Below are 15430 nucleotides of genomic sequence, written 5' to 3'. Positions count from 1 at the left end.
TTGAGGGCGCGTAACCCCGGGTGGGTTGCGCGCTCTTCGGCTTTCTTGGGGTTACGTAAGACGAAATTTCCGGATTTGCTTGACATGAGGGTTGCGGAGTGTGAATCTATAAACACGCAGCGTCAATGGTGATCGGGGGGTCCCACGACGCGCGCGGTACCAAACCGGGGGGATGAACGGGGCGGCGGGTCTTTGACCTGTCGTCCCGTTCGCTATTCGCACCCGATGCGGGTGTCCGGCCGGTGCGGGGCTGGGCCGGTGCGCTGGGCCGGCGTCGTTACGGTGGCCCCGTGGCCGTCAATTCAATGGGGTCGTTGCCAGAGTCGATCACCCTCGCCGAGACCGTGGACGCTGCCCGGGACACGCTGCAGGACCTGCTCGGCGTCGACGTCGTGCCACAGCTGGACGTCTTTCACCGGCGTCGAGGCGGCGATGGGCGGCTGACCGACGACCTGGAGCGGTTGCTCGGGCGCGATGAGCTCGAGGCGGTGCGGCTCGGCGGCCCGCGGGTCCCGGCCGGTGTCGACGACGATGAGCACTACGAGATCGGTGCCGAGGGGTTCCCGTGGCGGATCTGGCTGATGGTCTTCCGGTGCGACGAGGATTACGCCGACGACCTGACCGAGCTGGCGGGGCGCCATGTCGCGTGGCTCGACTTCACCCCCGCGCGTACCCCGGTGATGGTCGTGACCTCGATCGGCCTCGCGCTGGGGGCGGCTCGCAGGCGGGGCGGCTACTTCGACACGCAGCTGCAGCTCGCTCCGGAGCTGGGCGTGGGGACCGCGGTTCCGGCGGAGCGGGCGCTGGCGTTGACCCGGCTCGAAGAAGTGCGCGGTGAAACGTACGAGACGGCATGTGAACGGTTTTTGGATGTGTATTCCGCCGCCCGGCCCGGTGGGGCCCGCTGAGCTGGGCCTCTCTGAGCTGGGCCTCTCTGAGCTGGGCCCCTCTTAGCTGGGGCACATGGAAAAGCGAACCGGTGGTTGCCGCCGCCGGTTCGCTTTCCGGTTCTGCGCGCCGCCCCCGCAGGCGATGCGCAGGGTGCAGAGCCTCCCGCCTGGCGACCTGCACCTATAGCTCCCGGCAGCCCCCGTGAGGGCTGGGGCGCTTGTCCAGCTCATCCCATTAGCACATGCTCCGCGCCGATCTGCAAGTGCAGATAGTGGTCTGCAAGTTGCATGTCGTGGCCGGTACGGTGAGTGGTATGGCGGGATCGACGTCGATGGCTGCCCGCCGTGAGCTGGCCGACGAGCTGCGCCGGCTGCGGGGCGGGCGGCGAGGTGCTGTTGTGGCCGCGGGTCTGGGCTGGTCGGAGTCCAAGCTGAGCAGGATCGAGACCGCGCGGACCGGGATCAGCGACGCCGACCTGGAGCGGTTGCTCGACGCGCTCGCGGCGCCGGCGGGGGAGCGGAACCGGCTGCGTGACCTTGCCGATCGGGGGCGGGCGCGCGTGTGGTGGGCGCCCTACCGGTCATCGGTGGCCGACCCCTACGACGAGTATGTCGCGTTCGAGGCCGAGGCCGTGCTCATGTGCGAGTGGGAGGCGCAGCTCGTGCCCGGCCTGTTGCAGACCGATGAGTACGCGCACGCCATCATCCAGACCGGCGCCGATGTGCACGACCCCGAGACGGTGCAGCGGCGGACCGCCCTGCGGATGGCGCGGCAGAGCGTGCTGACCCGGGATCCCGCGCCGCGGCTCTGCGTCGTGCTGGACGAGGCGGTGCTCCGGCGGGAGGTCGGCGGGCGGGAGGTGCTCCGGCGGCAGTTGCAGCGACTTTTCGACGCCAGCCGGCGGCCCGGGGTGGAGCTTCAGGTCATGCCGTTCACCACAGGGGCACACGCGGCGCTCGGGGAGGCGTTTGTCATCTTCGAGTTCGAGGACCGGCCCGCGGTGGTGCACAGCGAGGCGCTGACGGGTGGGCAGTTACGGACTAAGGACACCGAGGTGCTGGTGTATCGCAAGGCCTTCGCCGATCTGCGGCGACGGTCGCTTTCGGTGGATGAGACGCGAGAAGTCATCGCTCGAACGGGCGAACGGCTTGACTGAGTGTCGCCGCTGTCCGTTATGTCAGCGGGTATCCATTCGCTGAAGGGTATGACATTGCAGAAGAACGCGTTGACCTGGCGAAAGAGCACGCGTAGCGGGGCGGCCGGGCACTGTGTCGAGGTGGCTTCCGTCGCGGCGGCGGTTTTTGTGCGCGACTCCAAGAACGTCGAGGGGCCGATGCTCGAATTCGGTCAAGCAGGCTGGGCCGAGTTTGTCGCCGGGGTGCGTGCGGGCGAGTTCGACCGCTGAAGAATGTCGCACGGGCGACTATCCGGTCGCCCGTGTTCAAAGTAATGCCTGCTTGACGCGGTAGGCAGGGCCGTGCATAAGGTATGCCGAACCTAAGTTAGGGAACCCTTAGCAACGGAGTGCCATGCTCGCCACGTACCTCATCGGACTCCGTGAGGGGCTGGAAGCCACGCTCGTGGTCAGCATCCTGATCGCGTTCCTGGTGAAGTCGCAGCGCAAGGACCGGCTGGTGCAGGTCTGGGCCGGCGTCGCCCTGGCCGTGGTGCTCTCCGTCTTCTTCGGCTGGCTGCTCAGTTACACCGAGACCACGCTGCTGCAGAAGTACGAGCAGCGCGAGCTGTTCGAGGCGGTCACCTCGGTCCTCGCCGTCGGCTTCGTCACCTGGATGATCTTCTGGATGCGCCGGGCCGCCCGGTCCATCGCCGGTGAGCTGCGCACCAAGCTGCACGACGCGCTCGCCGTGGGCTCGGTCGCCGTCGGCGTGATGGCGTTCCTCGCGGTGGTCCGTGAAGGCCTCGAAACGTCGCTGATCTTCTACTCCGCGGTCCAGGGCGCCTCGTCGAACACCAAGCCGCTGCTGGCGCTGATCGCCGGAATCCTCTCGGCCGTCGTCATTGGCTGGCTCATGTATGCGACAGCCATACGAATCAACCTCGCCGTGTTCTTCACCTGGACCGGGGCGCTGCTCATCCTGGTCGCCGCCGGGATCTTCAAGTACGCGGTGCATGACTTCCAGGAGTCCAACGTGCTCCCGGGGCTCAACAACCTGGCGTACGACATCAGCGGCGCGCTCGACCCCAGCGCCTGGTACACCGCGCTGCTCACCGGGATGTTCAACGTCACCCCGACGGCGTCCGTGCTGGAAACCGTCGCTTGGGCGGCGTACGGAATCCCGGTCCTTGTCATTTTTCTCTGGCCCACCCCCCAACCGGCGCCCGCGCCTCAGCAGTAGGAGAACTATGCGTACCCCCCGGCTTCTGGCCCTTGCGGCGATTGGCGTCCTCGGCGGCTCACTCGCGGCGTGCGGCGGCGATGACTCCTCCTCCTCGGACAGCGCCTCGGGCGGCCCGATCGTGGTCAAGGCCAGCGACACCGCCTGCGAGGTCGCGGCGACCTCGGCGAATGCCGGCACCAGCGTTTTCACCATCACCAACGGCGGAAACAAGATCACCGAGTTCTACGTGTACGCCGCCGGCGACCGGATCATGGGTGAGGTCGAGAACATCGCGCCCGGGCTCTCGCGTGACCTGCACGTCGAGCTGCCCGCGGGCTCCTACGAGACGGCCTGCAAGCCGGGCATGATCGGCAAGGGTCTCCGCGCGGCGTTCACCGTCTCCGGTTCGGCCGCACCGCTCACGGACGACGCCAAGCTCGCCGACGCGACCGCCAGCTACTCGCGCTACGTGAAGAGCCAGACCGAGGCGCTGCTGCCGAAGACCGAGGAGTTCGTCACTGCGGTCAAGGGCGGCGACGTGGAGAAGGCAAAGGCCCTCTTCCCGATCGCGCGTACGTACTGGGAGCGCATCGAGCCCGTGGCCGAGATCTTCGGCGACCTCGACCCCAAGATCGACGGTCGCGAGGAGGTCACCGAGGAGGGCATGGCGTTCACCGGCTTCCACCGCCTCGAGAAGGATCTCTGGGCGGCCACGCCGGACATCAGCAAGGACGGCCCGATCGCCGACGAGCTGCTGACCAACGTCAAGGAGATCGTCGCCAAGGCCAACGCCGAGAAGCTCTCCCCGCTGCAGCTCGCCAACGGCGCCAAGGGCCTGCTCGACGAGGTCGCCACCGGCAAGATCACCGGCGAGGAGGACCGCTACTCGCACACCGACCTGTGGGACTTCAACGCCAACGTCGAGGGCTCCAAGGCCGCGATCGCCTCGCTGCGCCCGGTCCTCGAGGAGCGGGACGCCGCCCTGGTCAAGACGCTGGACACCGAGTTCGCCAACGTCGACACCACGCTCGCGAAGTACCGCGACGGCGATGGCTGGAAGCTGCACAACCAGCTCACCCAGGCCGACCTGAAGAGCCTCTCGGACGCGATCAACGCGCTCGCCGAGCCGATCTCCAAGGTCGCCGCGGTGGTCTCGCAGAAGTAGGTTCTGATGTCCTTCTCCTGGAATGTGTCGCGCCGGCGGGCCATCGGGCTCGCCGGCATCGGCGTTGTCGGGGCCGCCTCCGTCGGCGCCGGCGTGGTGCAGGCTTTCGCGTCCGAAACGGATAATTCGGTAGCGTTCGCGGGCGAGCATCAGGCGGGGATCGTCACCCCGGCTCAGGACCGGCTGCACTTCGTGGCGTTCGACGTCATCACCAAGGACCGCGCGCGGCTGATCTCCCTGCTCAAGGACTGGACGGCGGCCGCCGCACGGATGACCGCGGGGCGGGACGCGGGGGAGATCGGGGCCGTCAACGGCGTACCCGAAGCACCTCCGGACGACACCGGCGAGGCGCTCGGGCTGCCCCCGGCCAACCTGACCATCACCGTCGGGTTCGGCAGGACGCTGTTCCGGGACGCCGACGGGCGGGACCGGTTCGGGATCGCCGCGCAGCTCCCGCCGGCCCTCGATGAGCTGCCGCACTTCCCGGGTGACGTGCTCGACGCCGCGCTGTCCGGGGGCGATCTGTGTGTGCAGGCCTGCGCGGACGATCCTCAGGTCGCGGTGCACGCCATCCGGAACCTCGCGCGGATCGGCATGGGCGTGGTCAGCGTGCGGTGGTCGCAGCTGGGGTTCGGGCGTACGTCGTCCACCTCCAAGGCTCAGGCCACGCCGCGCAACCTCTTCGGGTTCAAGGACGGCACCGCCAACCTGAAGCTCGAGGAGACCGGCCTGCTCAAGGAGCATCTCTGGGTGCAGCCGCAGGACGGTCCCGCGTGGATGACGGGCGGGGCGTACCTGGTCACCCGGAAGATCCGCATGATCATCGAGACCTGGGACCGGTCGTCGCTGGCGGAGCAGGAGTCCATCGTCGGGCGGCACAAGGGTACGGGCGCGCCGCTCGGGCATACCGCGGAATTCGACGAACCGGACCCTGCCGCGCTGCCCGAGGGCTCGCATGTGCGGCTCGCCCATCCCTCGCTCAACGGCGGCGCGCGGTTGTTGCGGCGGGGGTACAACTTCGTCGACGGGTCGGACGGGTTGGGGCGGTTGGACGCCGGGCTGTTCTTCATGGCGTACCAGCGGGATCCGCGTAAGCAGTTTGTCCCGATTCAGCGGAATCTTGCCCGGCACGACGAGATGAACGAATACCTCAAAGCTGTGTCACTCGGGCTCTTCGCCTGTCCGCCGGGAGTCTCGGGCAACGGGGACTTCTGGGGGAGCGCATTACTCGCCTGAGGCGGTATTTTGGTCCGGCCGAGAGCGTGATCTTTCTGCGGCCCGGGCCTGCGCCGGGGTCATGATCGCTTTTGCTGGGGCCATGATCGACGGGCGGTCACACCGGCCGGAAGGGGACAGTGCAATATTGGATCGCATGAGAGCCCGCGTACTCGTCGTCGATGACGACCCCGCGCTGGCGGAGATGCTCGGCATCGTCCTGCGCAGCGAGGGCTTCCTGCCTTCCTTCGTGGCCGACGGTGAACGTGCCCTCGCCGCGTTCCGGGAGAACAGGCCCGACATCGTCCTGCTCGACCTCATGCTGCCCGGCATGAGTGGCATCGACGTCGCGCGGGCCATCCGCACGGAGTCGGGCATCCCGATCGTCATGCTCACCGCCAAGAGCGACACCGTCGACGTCGTGCTGGGCCTCGAGTCCGGCGCCGACGACTACGTGGTCAAGCCGTTCAAGCCCAAGGAGCTGGTGGCGCGCATGCGTGCCCGGCTGCGCAGGGGCGAGGACGCCGCGCCGGAGATGCTCACCATCGGGCCGCCCGGCAACCAGATCACCATCGACGTGCCGGCGCACACCGTCTCCCGCGACAGCGAGGAGGTGAAGCTGACGCCGCTCGAGTTCGACCTGCTGGTCGCGCTCGCCCGCAAGCCGCGCCAGGTCTTCACCCGCGAGGTCCTGCTGGAGCAGGTCTGGGGATACCGCCACGCGGCCGACACGCGGCTGGTCAACGTGCACGTCCAGCGGCTGCGCGCCAAGATCGAGCCCGACCCGGAGCGGCCGGAGATCATCCTCACGGTGCGTGGCGTCGGCTACAAGGCCGGCACCGGCTGATCCTCGGCTGATCTTGCAAGGTCTTTCTTTGGGCGAGCCGAGCTGATCGTGTCCGGCCCGTCGCAGGCGAGCCGGGCTGATCATGCCGGGCCCGTCGCAGGCGAGCCGGGCTGATCTTGCCGGGTCCGTCGCAGGCGGGGCGGGCTGATCTGTCGGGTTTCGTCCACAGGCGGGGCGGGCGCCGGGGTTGAGAAGGGCTAACCTTGGCCCCGATGCGCGCTCCTGCCTGGCTTCCGATGCCCATCCGCCGCACCCTGAGGGTGGTGCGGCGGCAGTGGCGCATAGTCGTGCGCCGGGCCCGCAAGGTCTCCGCGCCCGCGCGCCGGGCCTGGCGCCGCTCGCTGCACCTCCGGGTCGTCACTCTCACGCTCGTCGCGTCCAGCCTGCTGGTCGGCGGCTTCGGCTGGTTCATCGCCGACCGCAGCACCCAGATCCTGCTCGACCGGGCCCGCGACGAGGTGAGCTCGCAGATGTCCGGCAAGGTCGACTACGCCGTCTCGCAGCTCACCGTGCACCGCACCGAGCGTGACCCCAAGCTCCCGACGACGATCAGCAACACGGTGACCCGCCTCAGCGACGGCGACCCGACCGAGAGCGGCGGCGCGCTCCTCGAGCTGCGCGCCGACAACTATCCCGATCTCAAACCGGTGATCTCCGACGAGCGGATCGACGCCAGCGCGCTGCTCACCAGGGAGATGCGCTACTCGGTCGCCACCGAGAGCCAGGTCGCCCGTCAGATCCGCACCATCGACGTGCGCGGCGAGCCGGTCAAATACCTGGTCTGGGGCTCGCCGGTGCCGACCAGCTTCGGCCACGTCGAGCTCTACTACATGGTCCCGCTGACCACCGAGGACAAGGCCGCCAACGAGATCCGTGCCACGGTGGCCGTCACCGGCCTGGCCCTGGTCCTGCTCCTGGGCCTGCTGGCGGGCCTGGTCACCCGCATGGTGGTGACACCGGTCCGGGTCGCCGCCCGCACCGCCCAGCGGCTCTCCGCGGGCCTGCTCGACCAGCGCATGAAGGTCGACGGCGAAGACGACCTGGCCCTGCTGGCGGCCTCCTTCAACCAGATGGCGGCCAACCTGCAGCGCCAGATCGTGCGCCTGGAGGAGATGTCCCGCCTGCAACGGCGATTCACCTCGGACGTCTCCCATGAGCTGCGCACCCCGCTGACCACCGTGCGGATGGCCGCCGACCTCATCTTCTCCGAGCGCGACGAGTTCGAGCCGGCGGTGGCCCGCAGCGCGGAGCTGCTCCAGGCCGAGCTGGACCGCTTCGAGAGCCTGCTCACCGACCTGCTCGAGATCAGCCGCTTCGACGCCGGCTTCGCGGCCCTCGACGCCGAGCACTCCGACCTCGTCCCCATCATCGAGCGCGTCGCCGAGCGCCTCGCCGGCCTCGCCGAGCGGGTCGGCGTGACGATCGAGCTCCGCCTGCCCGACACCCCGGTCATCGCCGAGGTCGACCCCCGCCGCGTCGAGCGCATCCTGCGCAACCTCGTCGGCAACGCGGTCGAGCACGGCGAGCGCAGACCGGTCGAGGTCACCCTCGCCACCGACGACGCTGCCGTGGCCGTCACGGTCCGCGACCACGGCGTCGGCCTGAAACCGGGCGAGGAGCGCCTGGTCTTCAACCGCTTCTGGCGCGCCGACCCGTCCCGCGCCCGCCAGACCGGCGGCACCGGCCTCGGCCTCTCCATCTCCGTCGAGGACGCCCGCCTCCACGGCGGCTGGCTAGAAGCCTGGGGCGAGCCAGGCGGCGGCGCCCAATTCCGCCTAACCGTCCCGGTCCGCTCAGGCGACCGCCTGGTCGCAGCCCCCCTCCCCCTGATCCCCCGCGACCGCGACAAAGCCATCGACCCCACCCCGCCGCCCACTGCGGCCCTGACCTCCTCCGCAGGCCCGGCTTCCTCTACGGGCCCGGCTTCCTCCACGGGCCCGGCTTCTTCTGCCGGCCAGGCCTCCTCCTCGGCCCCGGCTTCCTCTGCGGCGCCGGCTTCTTCTGCCGCCCCGGCTTCCTCCTCGGCCCCGGCTTCCTCTGCGGCCCCGGCTTCTGCTGCGATCCCGGCTTCCTCGGCCTTGGGCGACGAGCCCGCGGAGGTGCTGTGATGAAACGCGGACTGCTCGCCACTGTGCTGGCCGGTGCCCTGCTGCTCGCCGGCTGCGGCATCCCGGAGAACACCGAGGTCTCCAAGGTCAGCGACGGCCCCCGCACCGGGGCCTCCTTCGGCCAGGACGACCCGCCGGACAAATCCACTCGCGAGGAAGCCGGCGACGACACCGCCCTGCTGGTGAAGTTCTACCTGCAGGCAGCCGCGGCGAGCGACCCCGACACCTCCCTCAAACAGGTGCAGTCCTTCCTGTCCCCGTCGTTCGCCGCCACCACCCTCAAGGCCCCGACGGACGTCAAGGTCATCCACCTCATCGGCACGCCCCTGGTCAACCCGGGCAGCGACGAGGTCAAGGTCAGCGCGCTGACGGTCGGCGTGCTCTCCCACAACGGAGTCCTGGAAGCCTCGGAGGACAAGGGCGTCCAGACATATTCGATGACGGTCTCGAGCATCACCGGCAAGGACGGCCTGTTCGTCACCAAGGCGCCGCCGGTGCTGCTCCTGACCGATGAGGGCCTCGAGGACTACTACCACCAGCACACGATCTACTTCTGGAACCGCGACCACACCGCGCTGGTCCCCGACGTGCGCTACCTCTCCGCCGACGTCCCCTCCGAGCAGGTCCCGCAGGAGATCGTCAAGTGGATGATCGAGGGCCCCGCCTCCTGGCTCGCCGGTGCCGCCGAACCGCTGCCGGACGGCACCGCGCTGATCGGTAACGTGCCCGCGGTCACCAACAACAAGCTCCAGATCAACCTGAGCGGCGGATCGGCCCAGCAGCCGGACGCCCAGGCCGCCCTCGACCGGTTACGCCGGCAACTGATGTGGTCGCTGCGCCAGTTCCTGCCCCGGGTGCTCGAGCTCAAGGTCGGCAACGGACCCCAGACCGACTACGAGAGCAACGACTACTACACGAGCAACGCGTCTTACAGGCTCGCGGCCACCCCCGAACGCTTCGTGATCTACAACGAGCAGATCCGGCGCGTGTCGCAGTCGGCGGCCTCGACCGACCCCATCCCGGTGATCCGCCCCGAGAACAATCGCAAGGTCCGGGCGGCCGCCCTGGCCCGTAGCTTCAGCGACCGGGGCTACGCCGCCCTGGTGACCAGCGACGCCGGCAAACAAGCGCTCCAGGTCGGCTCAGCCCCGCGAGGCGAGCAGGCGAAACTGCACCCGGTGCCCCTGCCCGGCGGCTCGACCGGCCAGCCGGTGTGGGCGATCACCTCCGACGACGCCCAGACCGGAGCCATCGGCCTCATCACGGTCGGCGGCCGGCTCTACAGCTTCTCGCCCGACGACTCGACCCTGAAACGCGTCAACTGGCCCGGCCCGTCCGGCCTGATCTCAGCGGTCTCGGTCGCCCCCGACGGCCGCCGCCTCGCCCTGGTCGTCAACGGCGAGCTCTACGTCGCGGCCATGACCGCCGACGGCTCCGGCCCCGCCCTCTCCACCCCCCGCCGCGTCGAGATCTACCGCCTCGCCGACGTCACCGCAGCCGACTGGGGCACCGAAAGCTCCCTGATCGTCGCCGGCACCCGCAGCGACGGCGACCGGGTCGCCATCATCGAAACCGAACTAGACGGCGCCCGCTCCTCCGAAGTCCTCGCCGACATCGGCAACGAACACGTCAGCTACCTCGCCGCCTACCCCGTCAACCCCATCACCCAGAAATCCCTCCCCGACGTCATGGAATACATGGCCAACGGAGCCACCTACGACATCCAAACCCAACCCGTCCGCATCAACATCGCCGACCTCGCCGACCCGATCACCAACCCCCCACCCGGCGTCATCCCCGTCTCCCCCTTCTTCCTCCGCTAAACCCCAATGCCCACCGGCCACTCCGACCCCCCAGCGCCCAGCGGCGTTTACCCGCTCAGATCGGGCAGGTCGCCTTGGCCGGGCGGTCCGTTTGAGCAGGGCGGTCTGCTTGAGGCGGGCGGTCTGCTTGAGGCGGGCGGTCTGCTTGGGCTGGGCGGCTCGCGTTCGGCCGGGCTGCGCGGTTCGCTTGGGGCGGGCGGTCCGTTTGGGGCGGGCGGCTCGCGTTCGGCTGGGTCGGTTAGTTCGATTCTTCATGGGCCGGGCGGTTCGCTCGGGCGGGGCAGTTCGCATTCGGCTGGGCCGGGCGGTTCGCTCGGGCGGGGCAGTTCGCATTCGGCTGGGTCGAGTGGTTCGCTCGGGGCGGGAGATTCGCCTCATGCTGGGTCGGGTAGATCGCTCGGACCCGACAGCTCGGCTTCGCCCGAACCGGGTAGGTCGCATTCGGACAGGCCGGCCGGCTCGCTTGGGCAGGGCACTCCGCTTCCGCGTGGGTTGGGTCGTTCGGTTCCGGCTGCGTCGGGCAGATCGCCTTCGGCAGGGCAGGGGCGTTCGCTTCCGGCTGGCTCCGGCGGTTCGCCATTGGCTGGGGTGGGTCGTTCGCCTTCGTCTGCGAGCGGCGGGCAATATCCGCGGCCGTCCGACCATTCGCGTTCGCCTGCTCCAGGCAGCTTTCCTCTGCCCACGCCCAGCCGGTTGAGCAAGCCTGCCGGCTCTGGCCGAAACCGTCCGGGCGTTCTGCCGCATGCCCCAGCCCCAGCCCTCGCCCCTACGCCGACCCCGGCCCCGGCCTCGGCCTCGGCCCCAGCCCCAGCCCCAACCTCAGCCCCAACCTCAGTCTCAGCCCTCGGCCCGGTCTCAGCCCTCGGCCGGGCCCCAGCCTCAGCCTCAGCCCCGCTACCGGCCCAAGCCCCGGTCCCAGCCCCAGTCCCGGCTGTCGGGTTGGCTGGGCGGGTTGTTGCGGGGGCGCGGGGATGGGTGGGTGGGGTTGGCGGGGATTTGGCTGATCTTGTTCTGCCTGGGGTTTGTGCTGGGTGCGGGGCTGAGCGGGTGCCGTTGCGGTGTGCGATCTGCTGGGAGTGCGCTGCTGAGTGGGAGGTGCTTCGGCCCTATGCCACCAGGCCGACGCCGACGCCGCGGGGGATGCCGGCGTGTTTTGCGGCGGGGGTTTATGCGGGGGCGTTGCGGGGGGCTCTGCTGGCGTACAAGGAACGGGGGCGGTATCGGTTGAAGCGGCCCTTGGGGGTGCTTCTGGGGGCGGCGGTGGCTGAGGCTGCTGTGCGTGGGGGCGGGGGTCCGGGCGTACCTGTGGTGGTGGTTCCTGTTCCTTCGACTGCGGGGGCGGTTCGGGCTCGGCACGGTGACCATATGGGGCGGTTGGCGGGGGAGGCGGTTCGGTGGTTGCGGGGGGCCGGGTGGGACGCGGAGGTGACGCATGTGTTGCGGGCGTTACCTCGGGCTGACTCGGTGTTGCTGGATGTGAACGGGCGTTTGGCTGCGGCTGAGAGTTCGCTGCGAATCAAGGGGGTTCGGATCCGCATTCCGCGGCGGCGGCCGACGATCAGAGGCACCCTGATAGTGGTTGACGACATCGTCACGACGGGGGCCACGCTGGCAGCGGTGACGGGTCGGCTCCGGGAGGTGGATATGCAGGTCACGGGGGCTGCGGTGGTGGCGGCGACGCGGCTGCGCAGGGGCCGGGCCGAGCGGGTCGCCGGCGGTGGTCCGCCGGGGGTGCCAGGGTCGGAAGTCCCGCTAACGGGTTCCCGAACGAGGGGTGACGAGCAGGCCTCGGCAGGTTAGCGTTCTGGTGACGAGGGTAAGCGCGTCTGTCTTACCCGCCACCGGAGCGAAGTCGACCATCAGACTCGCCGCACCGGAAAGGAGCGTCCTCGTAAGCCGATTCGGTCACGTGCGTGGGATTGCTCAGCAGTAGGGGTTCCCGCCGTCGCCGACACCCGCACACCGCGATCAAGTGCAACGTTGGGGGAGGTCACGAGTGGACATTGTCGTCAAGGGCCGCAACGTAGAGGTTCCCGCGCACTATCGGGAACACGTCGCCGAAAAACTGGCAAAAGTCGAGCGGTACGACCAGAAGCTGATCAGAGTCGACGTGGAGTTGTTCCACGAGCGCAACCCGCGGCAGTCGGACAACTGCCAGCGTGTGGAGATCACCGTCGTTACCAGGGGCCCCGTGGTGCGGGCCGAGGCATGTGCCAAAGATTTCTACGCAGCGCTGGACGCCGCGTTCAACAAACTCGACGGGCGCCTCCGCCGTGCCGCCGACCGCCGCCGCGTTCACCGCGGCCGCCACGCGCCGGTCTCCGTGGCCGCCGCGACCGCAGGGCTCCCGACCGACCTGCCGAGCCTGACACCGCCCGACGGTGGCTCATCGGTCGGCACGGACCTGCTGGAGCACGACGAAGACCAGCCTTGGCGCATCGTGCGCGAAAAGGAACACCCCGCGGATCCGATGACCGTCGACGACGCTCTCTTCCAGATGGAGCTCGTCGGCCACGACTTCTACCTCTTCCAGGACAAGGAGAGCGGCCGCCCGAGCGTCGTCTATCGGCGCCGCGGCTACGACTACGGCATCCTCAGCCTGGAAACAACGGGCTGACCGTCGCACGCCCACGGCTCGGCGGGCACAACCCGCCGAGCCGCCAGAGGCAGTCCGCCCCAAGACCCCGTCAGAGGCGCTGCCGCCCTAAGACGCCGCAAGAGGCGCCGCTGCTCCAAGACGCCGCCAGAAGCGCCGGACTAGCCGAGGCTTACGAGCCCGTCCAGCATGTCCTCCGCGAGGAGGGCGTACTGAACGTCGTCGTTGCGGCGCCCGTCCGCGCCGGGCAGGCGGGAGCGCAGATAGGCCTCCCGTTTGAAGCCGGCCTTCTCGAGCACCCGCTGCGAGCCCAGGTTCGTGGGCAGGGCCCCCGCGATGAGCCGGGCGATCCCCGTCTCGGCGAAGACCCACAGCGCGAGCAGTTGGGCCGCACGCGTCGGGAAGCCCCGCCCCCGCCAGGCAGGCATCATGCTGTAACCGATCATGGCCTGCGCGGTGCGGGGTTCCTGGTAGTAGAGGCCGATCTCGCCGGCCGGCGTTCCGGTCTCGGCGTCCACGATGATCAGGTCGGCGCGGTCGCCTGCCAGCCAGTGCGACTGGGTACGGTCGCAGCGCCGTTCCATCTCCGTCCGGCTCGGCGGGATCGGCGGGACACTGGTCGCAACGACGTCGGGCAGCGTGTGGAGCTCGGCGTAGAAGTCGAGGTCGTCCGGGGTCAGCGGGCGAAGTGTCACGACGCCGTCGCTCAATTCTCCGCCGGGCAGGTCGGGCAGGAGACGTTCGATCGGGTCGGGCGGGTCACCGACCAGCTTCGCGTACGCGATCAAGTCGTCCCTGTCGCCGTCACGGTCGGGCAGCGCACCCCGGCGTACCCCCTCCCGGGTGAAGCCGGCGGCGAGGGCAACCCGCTGGCTCGCGGCGTTCTCCCAATGCGTGAGCAGCTCGATCCGGGCGAGCCCGCTCTGGAAGGCATGCCCGGTCAGCGCGCGCACGGCAGCGGTGGCGACGCCGCGTCGACGTGCGCCCGGGGCCGTCCAGTAGCCGATCTCCGCCTGCCCGCGTTCGAGCGTGACCCGGTCGATGCCGATGCCGCCGATCAGCCCGTCGGTCAGCGGGTCGGCGATCGCCCAGAACCCGCCGCCGACCTCGAACATCCGGGGCACGACGTCGTGCAGGTACTCCTCGGCGAGCGTGCGGGTGAACGGGATCGGCAGGGCGGGCAGGAAACGCCGCAGCTCCCAGTCGTTGTAGGCGACCAGGAGGTCGTCCAGGTCACCCCGGGCGAGCGCGCGTAGCCGTACGCCCTCGCCAGTGATCGTGGGCACCCTCACACAGCCTCTTCTCTCAAACGCGACGCCACCCAGCAGTCCCGCCGTGTTCCGTTGATCTTCAAAGCTTGCCGCAGCGACCCCTCGGTCGTGAAGCCCGACCCGGCCGAGACCTTGCCGGACAGCTCGTTGCCGGCCTCCCAGCGCAGCTGGATGCGCTCCAGACCGAGCTCCTCGAAGCCCCACCGGCTGATCGCTCTGGTCGCCGCGACCGCATAGCCACGCCCGCGCGCCCACGGCGCCACGAAATAACCCACCTCGCCCACCGCCGGGTCGTTGTCGCTCACTCTCAGATCAATCGATCCCGTGTACGCGTCCAAGTGGTCAGCAATCGCGAAAACTGCTTCTGCGCCGCTCGCCCACCACTCGTCCACCCTGACAGTGACATAACGGCGACCGTGTGACTCGTGATAGGGCTGGGGCGGCGCGAACCAGCGGACAACCTCGGGATCGTTGAACGTTCGAGTGACGCTGAGGATGTCCTTCTCCGCTGGCTTACGGAGAGTGACGGGGCCTGCCTTGATGACCGGGTGGCCGGCGTGGAAAGCGCGCGCTGTCCTGCGTACGGATGAAGCGACCTCCGTGCCCGCAGCCGTGAGGCCCGTCTCCGTGAGCGCGCCCACCCACTGGGCCGGGCGTTTCTTGTCGCCGGGCCGGATCCCGATGATCGTGAATCCCATTCGCAGCGCGGGCAGGCGCGAGGCGTGGTTGCCGATTCGCGACTTCCAGTCGATCCGGGTCAAACCCTCGTCGAACGCCCAGCGGAGCAGCGCCCGGCCCGCGCGCTCGGTGACTCTGCGTCCGCGCGCCCATGGTGCCGACCAGTAACCGATCTCCGCGGTGCCGGCGTCCTCGTCGATCGAGTGCAGCGCGACGCTGCCCACCAGATCGTGTTCGTCGAAGATGGCGAGGTGCAGCCCGTCGTGCTCGCGGATGAACCCCTCGGCGTGCTCCTTGCCGTAGGGCCAGGGCAATTCGGGCGACCAGCGGTGCCGCTCCGGGTCCTGACACGCCCGGACCATCGCATCGGCGTCATCCAGGTGCCAGGGGCGGATGCGGAGCTCGTCCACTCGAAGATCAGGCGTCTGCACGCGGCCATCCTGCCCCGGGGACGCGCGGAGGCGCCAACAGGTTGCGCGCTCCGCTCTCAGCGAACT

The 15430-nt window shown here is 69.4% G+C and carries 13 protein-coding genes; 11 read left to right on the top strand and 2 right to left on the bottom strand.

What is annotated here, in order from left to right; translation table 11 throughout:
* Window positions 1-290 precede the first annotated feature (290 nt).
* From Ahu01nite_RS43525 to hpf, 11 genes are all read left to right on the top strand, one after another.
* Window positions 291-908 carry a hypothetical protein gene (locus Ahu01nite_RS43525; protein WP_203842643.1) on the top strand — a complete coding sequence of 206 codons (618 nt, stop codon included), beginning with the start codon at window positions 291-293 and terminating at the stop codon, window positions 906-908.
* Window positions 909-1204: 296 nt separating this feature from the next.
* Entirely contained in the window at window positions 1205-2047 is an 843-nt protein-coding gene (locus Ahu01nite_RS43520) for a helix-turn-helix domain-containing protein (RefSeq protein WP_239159617.1), read from the top strand.
* A 48-nt stretch (window positions 2048-2095) separates the two neighbouring features.
* Complete coding sequence (locus tag Ahu01nite_RS43515; protein ID WP_203842642.1) at window positions 2096-2296, top strand: DUF397 domain-containing protein; 201 nt, start codon at window positions 2096-2098, stop codon at window positions 2294-2296.
* 124 nt (window positions 2297-2420) lie between these two features.
* Window positions 2421-3248, top strand: coding sequence for an iron uptake transporter permease EfeU (gene efeU / locus Ahu01nite_RS43510; protein WP_203842641.1), 828 nt, complete (start codon window positions 2421-2423; stop codon window positions 3246-3248).
* A gap of 7 nt (window positions 3249-3255) precedes the next feature.
* Window positions 3256-4395 carry an iron uptake system protein EfeO gene (gene efeO, locus Ahu01nite_RS43505; protein ID WP_203842640.1) on the top strand — a complete coding sequence of 380 codons (1140 nt, stop codon included), beginning with the start codon at window positions 3256-3258 and terminating at the stop codon, window positions 4393-4395.
* A 6-nt stretch (window positions 4396-4401) separates the two neighbouring features.
* Entirely contained in the window at window positions 4402-5631 is a 1230-nt protein-coding gene (efeB, locus tag Ahu01nite_RS43500; protein ID WP_203842639.1) for an iron uptake transporter deferrochelatase/peroxidase subunit, read from the top strand.
* Window positions 5632-5767: 136 nt separating this feature from the next.
* On the top strand, window positions 5768-6457 hold the full coding sequence (gene mtrA, locus Ahu01nite_RS43495) for an MtrAB system response regulator MtrA (protein WP_203842638.1): 690 nt from the start codon (window positions 5768-5770) through the stop codon (window positions 6455-6457).
* 236 nt (window positions 6458-6693) lie between these two features.
* Window positions 6694-8565: an MtrAB system histidine kinase MtrB gene (gene mtrB, locus Ahu01nite_RS43490; protein ID WP_203842695.1), complete on the top strand. Its 1872-nt coding sequence runs from the start codon at window positions 6694-6696 to the stop codon at window positions 8563-8565.
* Window positions 8565-10388 (top strand): LpqB family beta-propeller domain-containing protein, encoded by a 1824-nt coding sequence (locus tag Ahu01nite_RS43485; protein WP_203842637.1) that lies wholly within the window; start codon window positions 8565-8567, stop codon window positions 10386-10388. The genes mtrB and Ahu01nite_RS43485 overlap by 1 nt, the downstream gene beginning before the upstream one ends.
* Before the next feature lie 975 nt (window positions 10389-11363).
* The gene (locus Ahu01nite_RS51035) at window positions 11364-12188 is read left to right on the top strand and encodes a ComF family protein (RefSeq protein WP_239159616.1); all 825 of its coding nucleotides are present in this window, start codon (window positions 11364-11366) and stop codon (window positions 12186-12188) included.
* Between the two features lie 196 nt (window positions 12189-12384).
* Entirely contained in the window at window positions 12385-13005 is a 621-nt protein-coding gene (gene hpf / locus Ahu01nite_RS43480) for a ribosome hibernation-promoting factor, HPF/YfiA family (protein ID WP_203842636.1), read from the top strand.
* A gap of 140 nt (window positions 13006-13145) precedes the next feature.
* Here hpf and Ahu01nite_RS43475 read toward each other — a convergent pair whose 3' ends face one another.
* A complete protein-coding gene (locus tag Ahu01nite_RS43475) occupies window positions 13146-14276 on the bottom strand; it encodes a GNAT family N-acetyltransferase (protein WP_203842635.1) in 1131 nt (376 codons plus the stop codon).
* Window positions 14273-15364: a GNAT family N-acetyltransferase gene (locus tag Ahu01nite_RS43470; RefSeq protein ID WP_203842634.1), complete on the bottom strand. Its 1092-nt coding sequence runs from the start codon at window positions 15362-15364 to the stop codon at window positions 14273-14275. The genes Ahu01nite_RS43475 and Ahu01nite_RS43470 overlap by 4 nt, the downstream gene beginning before the upstream one ends.
* Window positions 15365-15430: the final 66 nt, after the last annotated feature.

The sequence above is a fragment of the Winogradskya humida genome (genome assembly GCF_016862215.1).
Lineage (GTDB): Bacteria > Actinomycetota > Actinomycetes > Mycobacteriales > Micromonosporaceae > Actinoplanes > Actinoplanes humidus.
This window is presented reverse-complemented; position numbering and strand designations above follow the sequence as displayed.

Coding starts and splice junctions, on each gene's coding strand:
- Ahu01nite_RS43520 (WP_239159617.1), top strand. CDS start 1,205: ATGGCGGGATCGACGTCGATGGCTGCCCGCCGTGAGCTGGCCGACGAG.
- Ahu01nite_RS43515 (WP_203842642.1), top strand. CDS start 2,096: ATGACATTGCAGAAGAACGCGTTGACCTGGCGAAAGAGCACGCGTAGC.
- efeU (WP_203842641.1), top strand. CDS start 2,421: ATGCTCGCCACGTACCTCATCGGACTCCGTGAGGGGCTGGAAGCCACG.
- efeO (WP_203842640.1), top strand. CDS start 3,256: ATGCGTACCCCCCGGCTTCTGGCCCTTGCGGCGATTGGCGTCCTCGGC.
- efeB (WP_203842639.1), top strand. CDS start 4,402: ATGTCCTTCTCCTGGAATGTGTCGCGCCGGCGGGCCATCGGGCTCGCC.
- mtrA (WP_203842638.1), top strand. CDS start 5,768: ATGAGAGCCCGCGTACTCGTCGTCGATGACGACCCCGCGCTGGCGGAG.
- mtrB (WP_203842695.1), top strand. CDS start 6,694: ATGCCCATCCGCCGCACCCTGAGGGTGGTGCGGCGGCAGTGGCGCATA.
- Ahu01nite_RS43485 (WP_203842637.1), top strand. CDS start 8,565: ATGAAACGCGGACTGCTCGCCACTGTGCTGGCCGGTGCCCTGCTGCTC.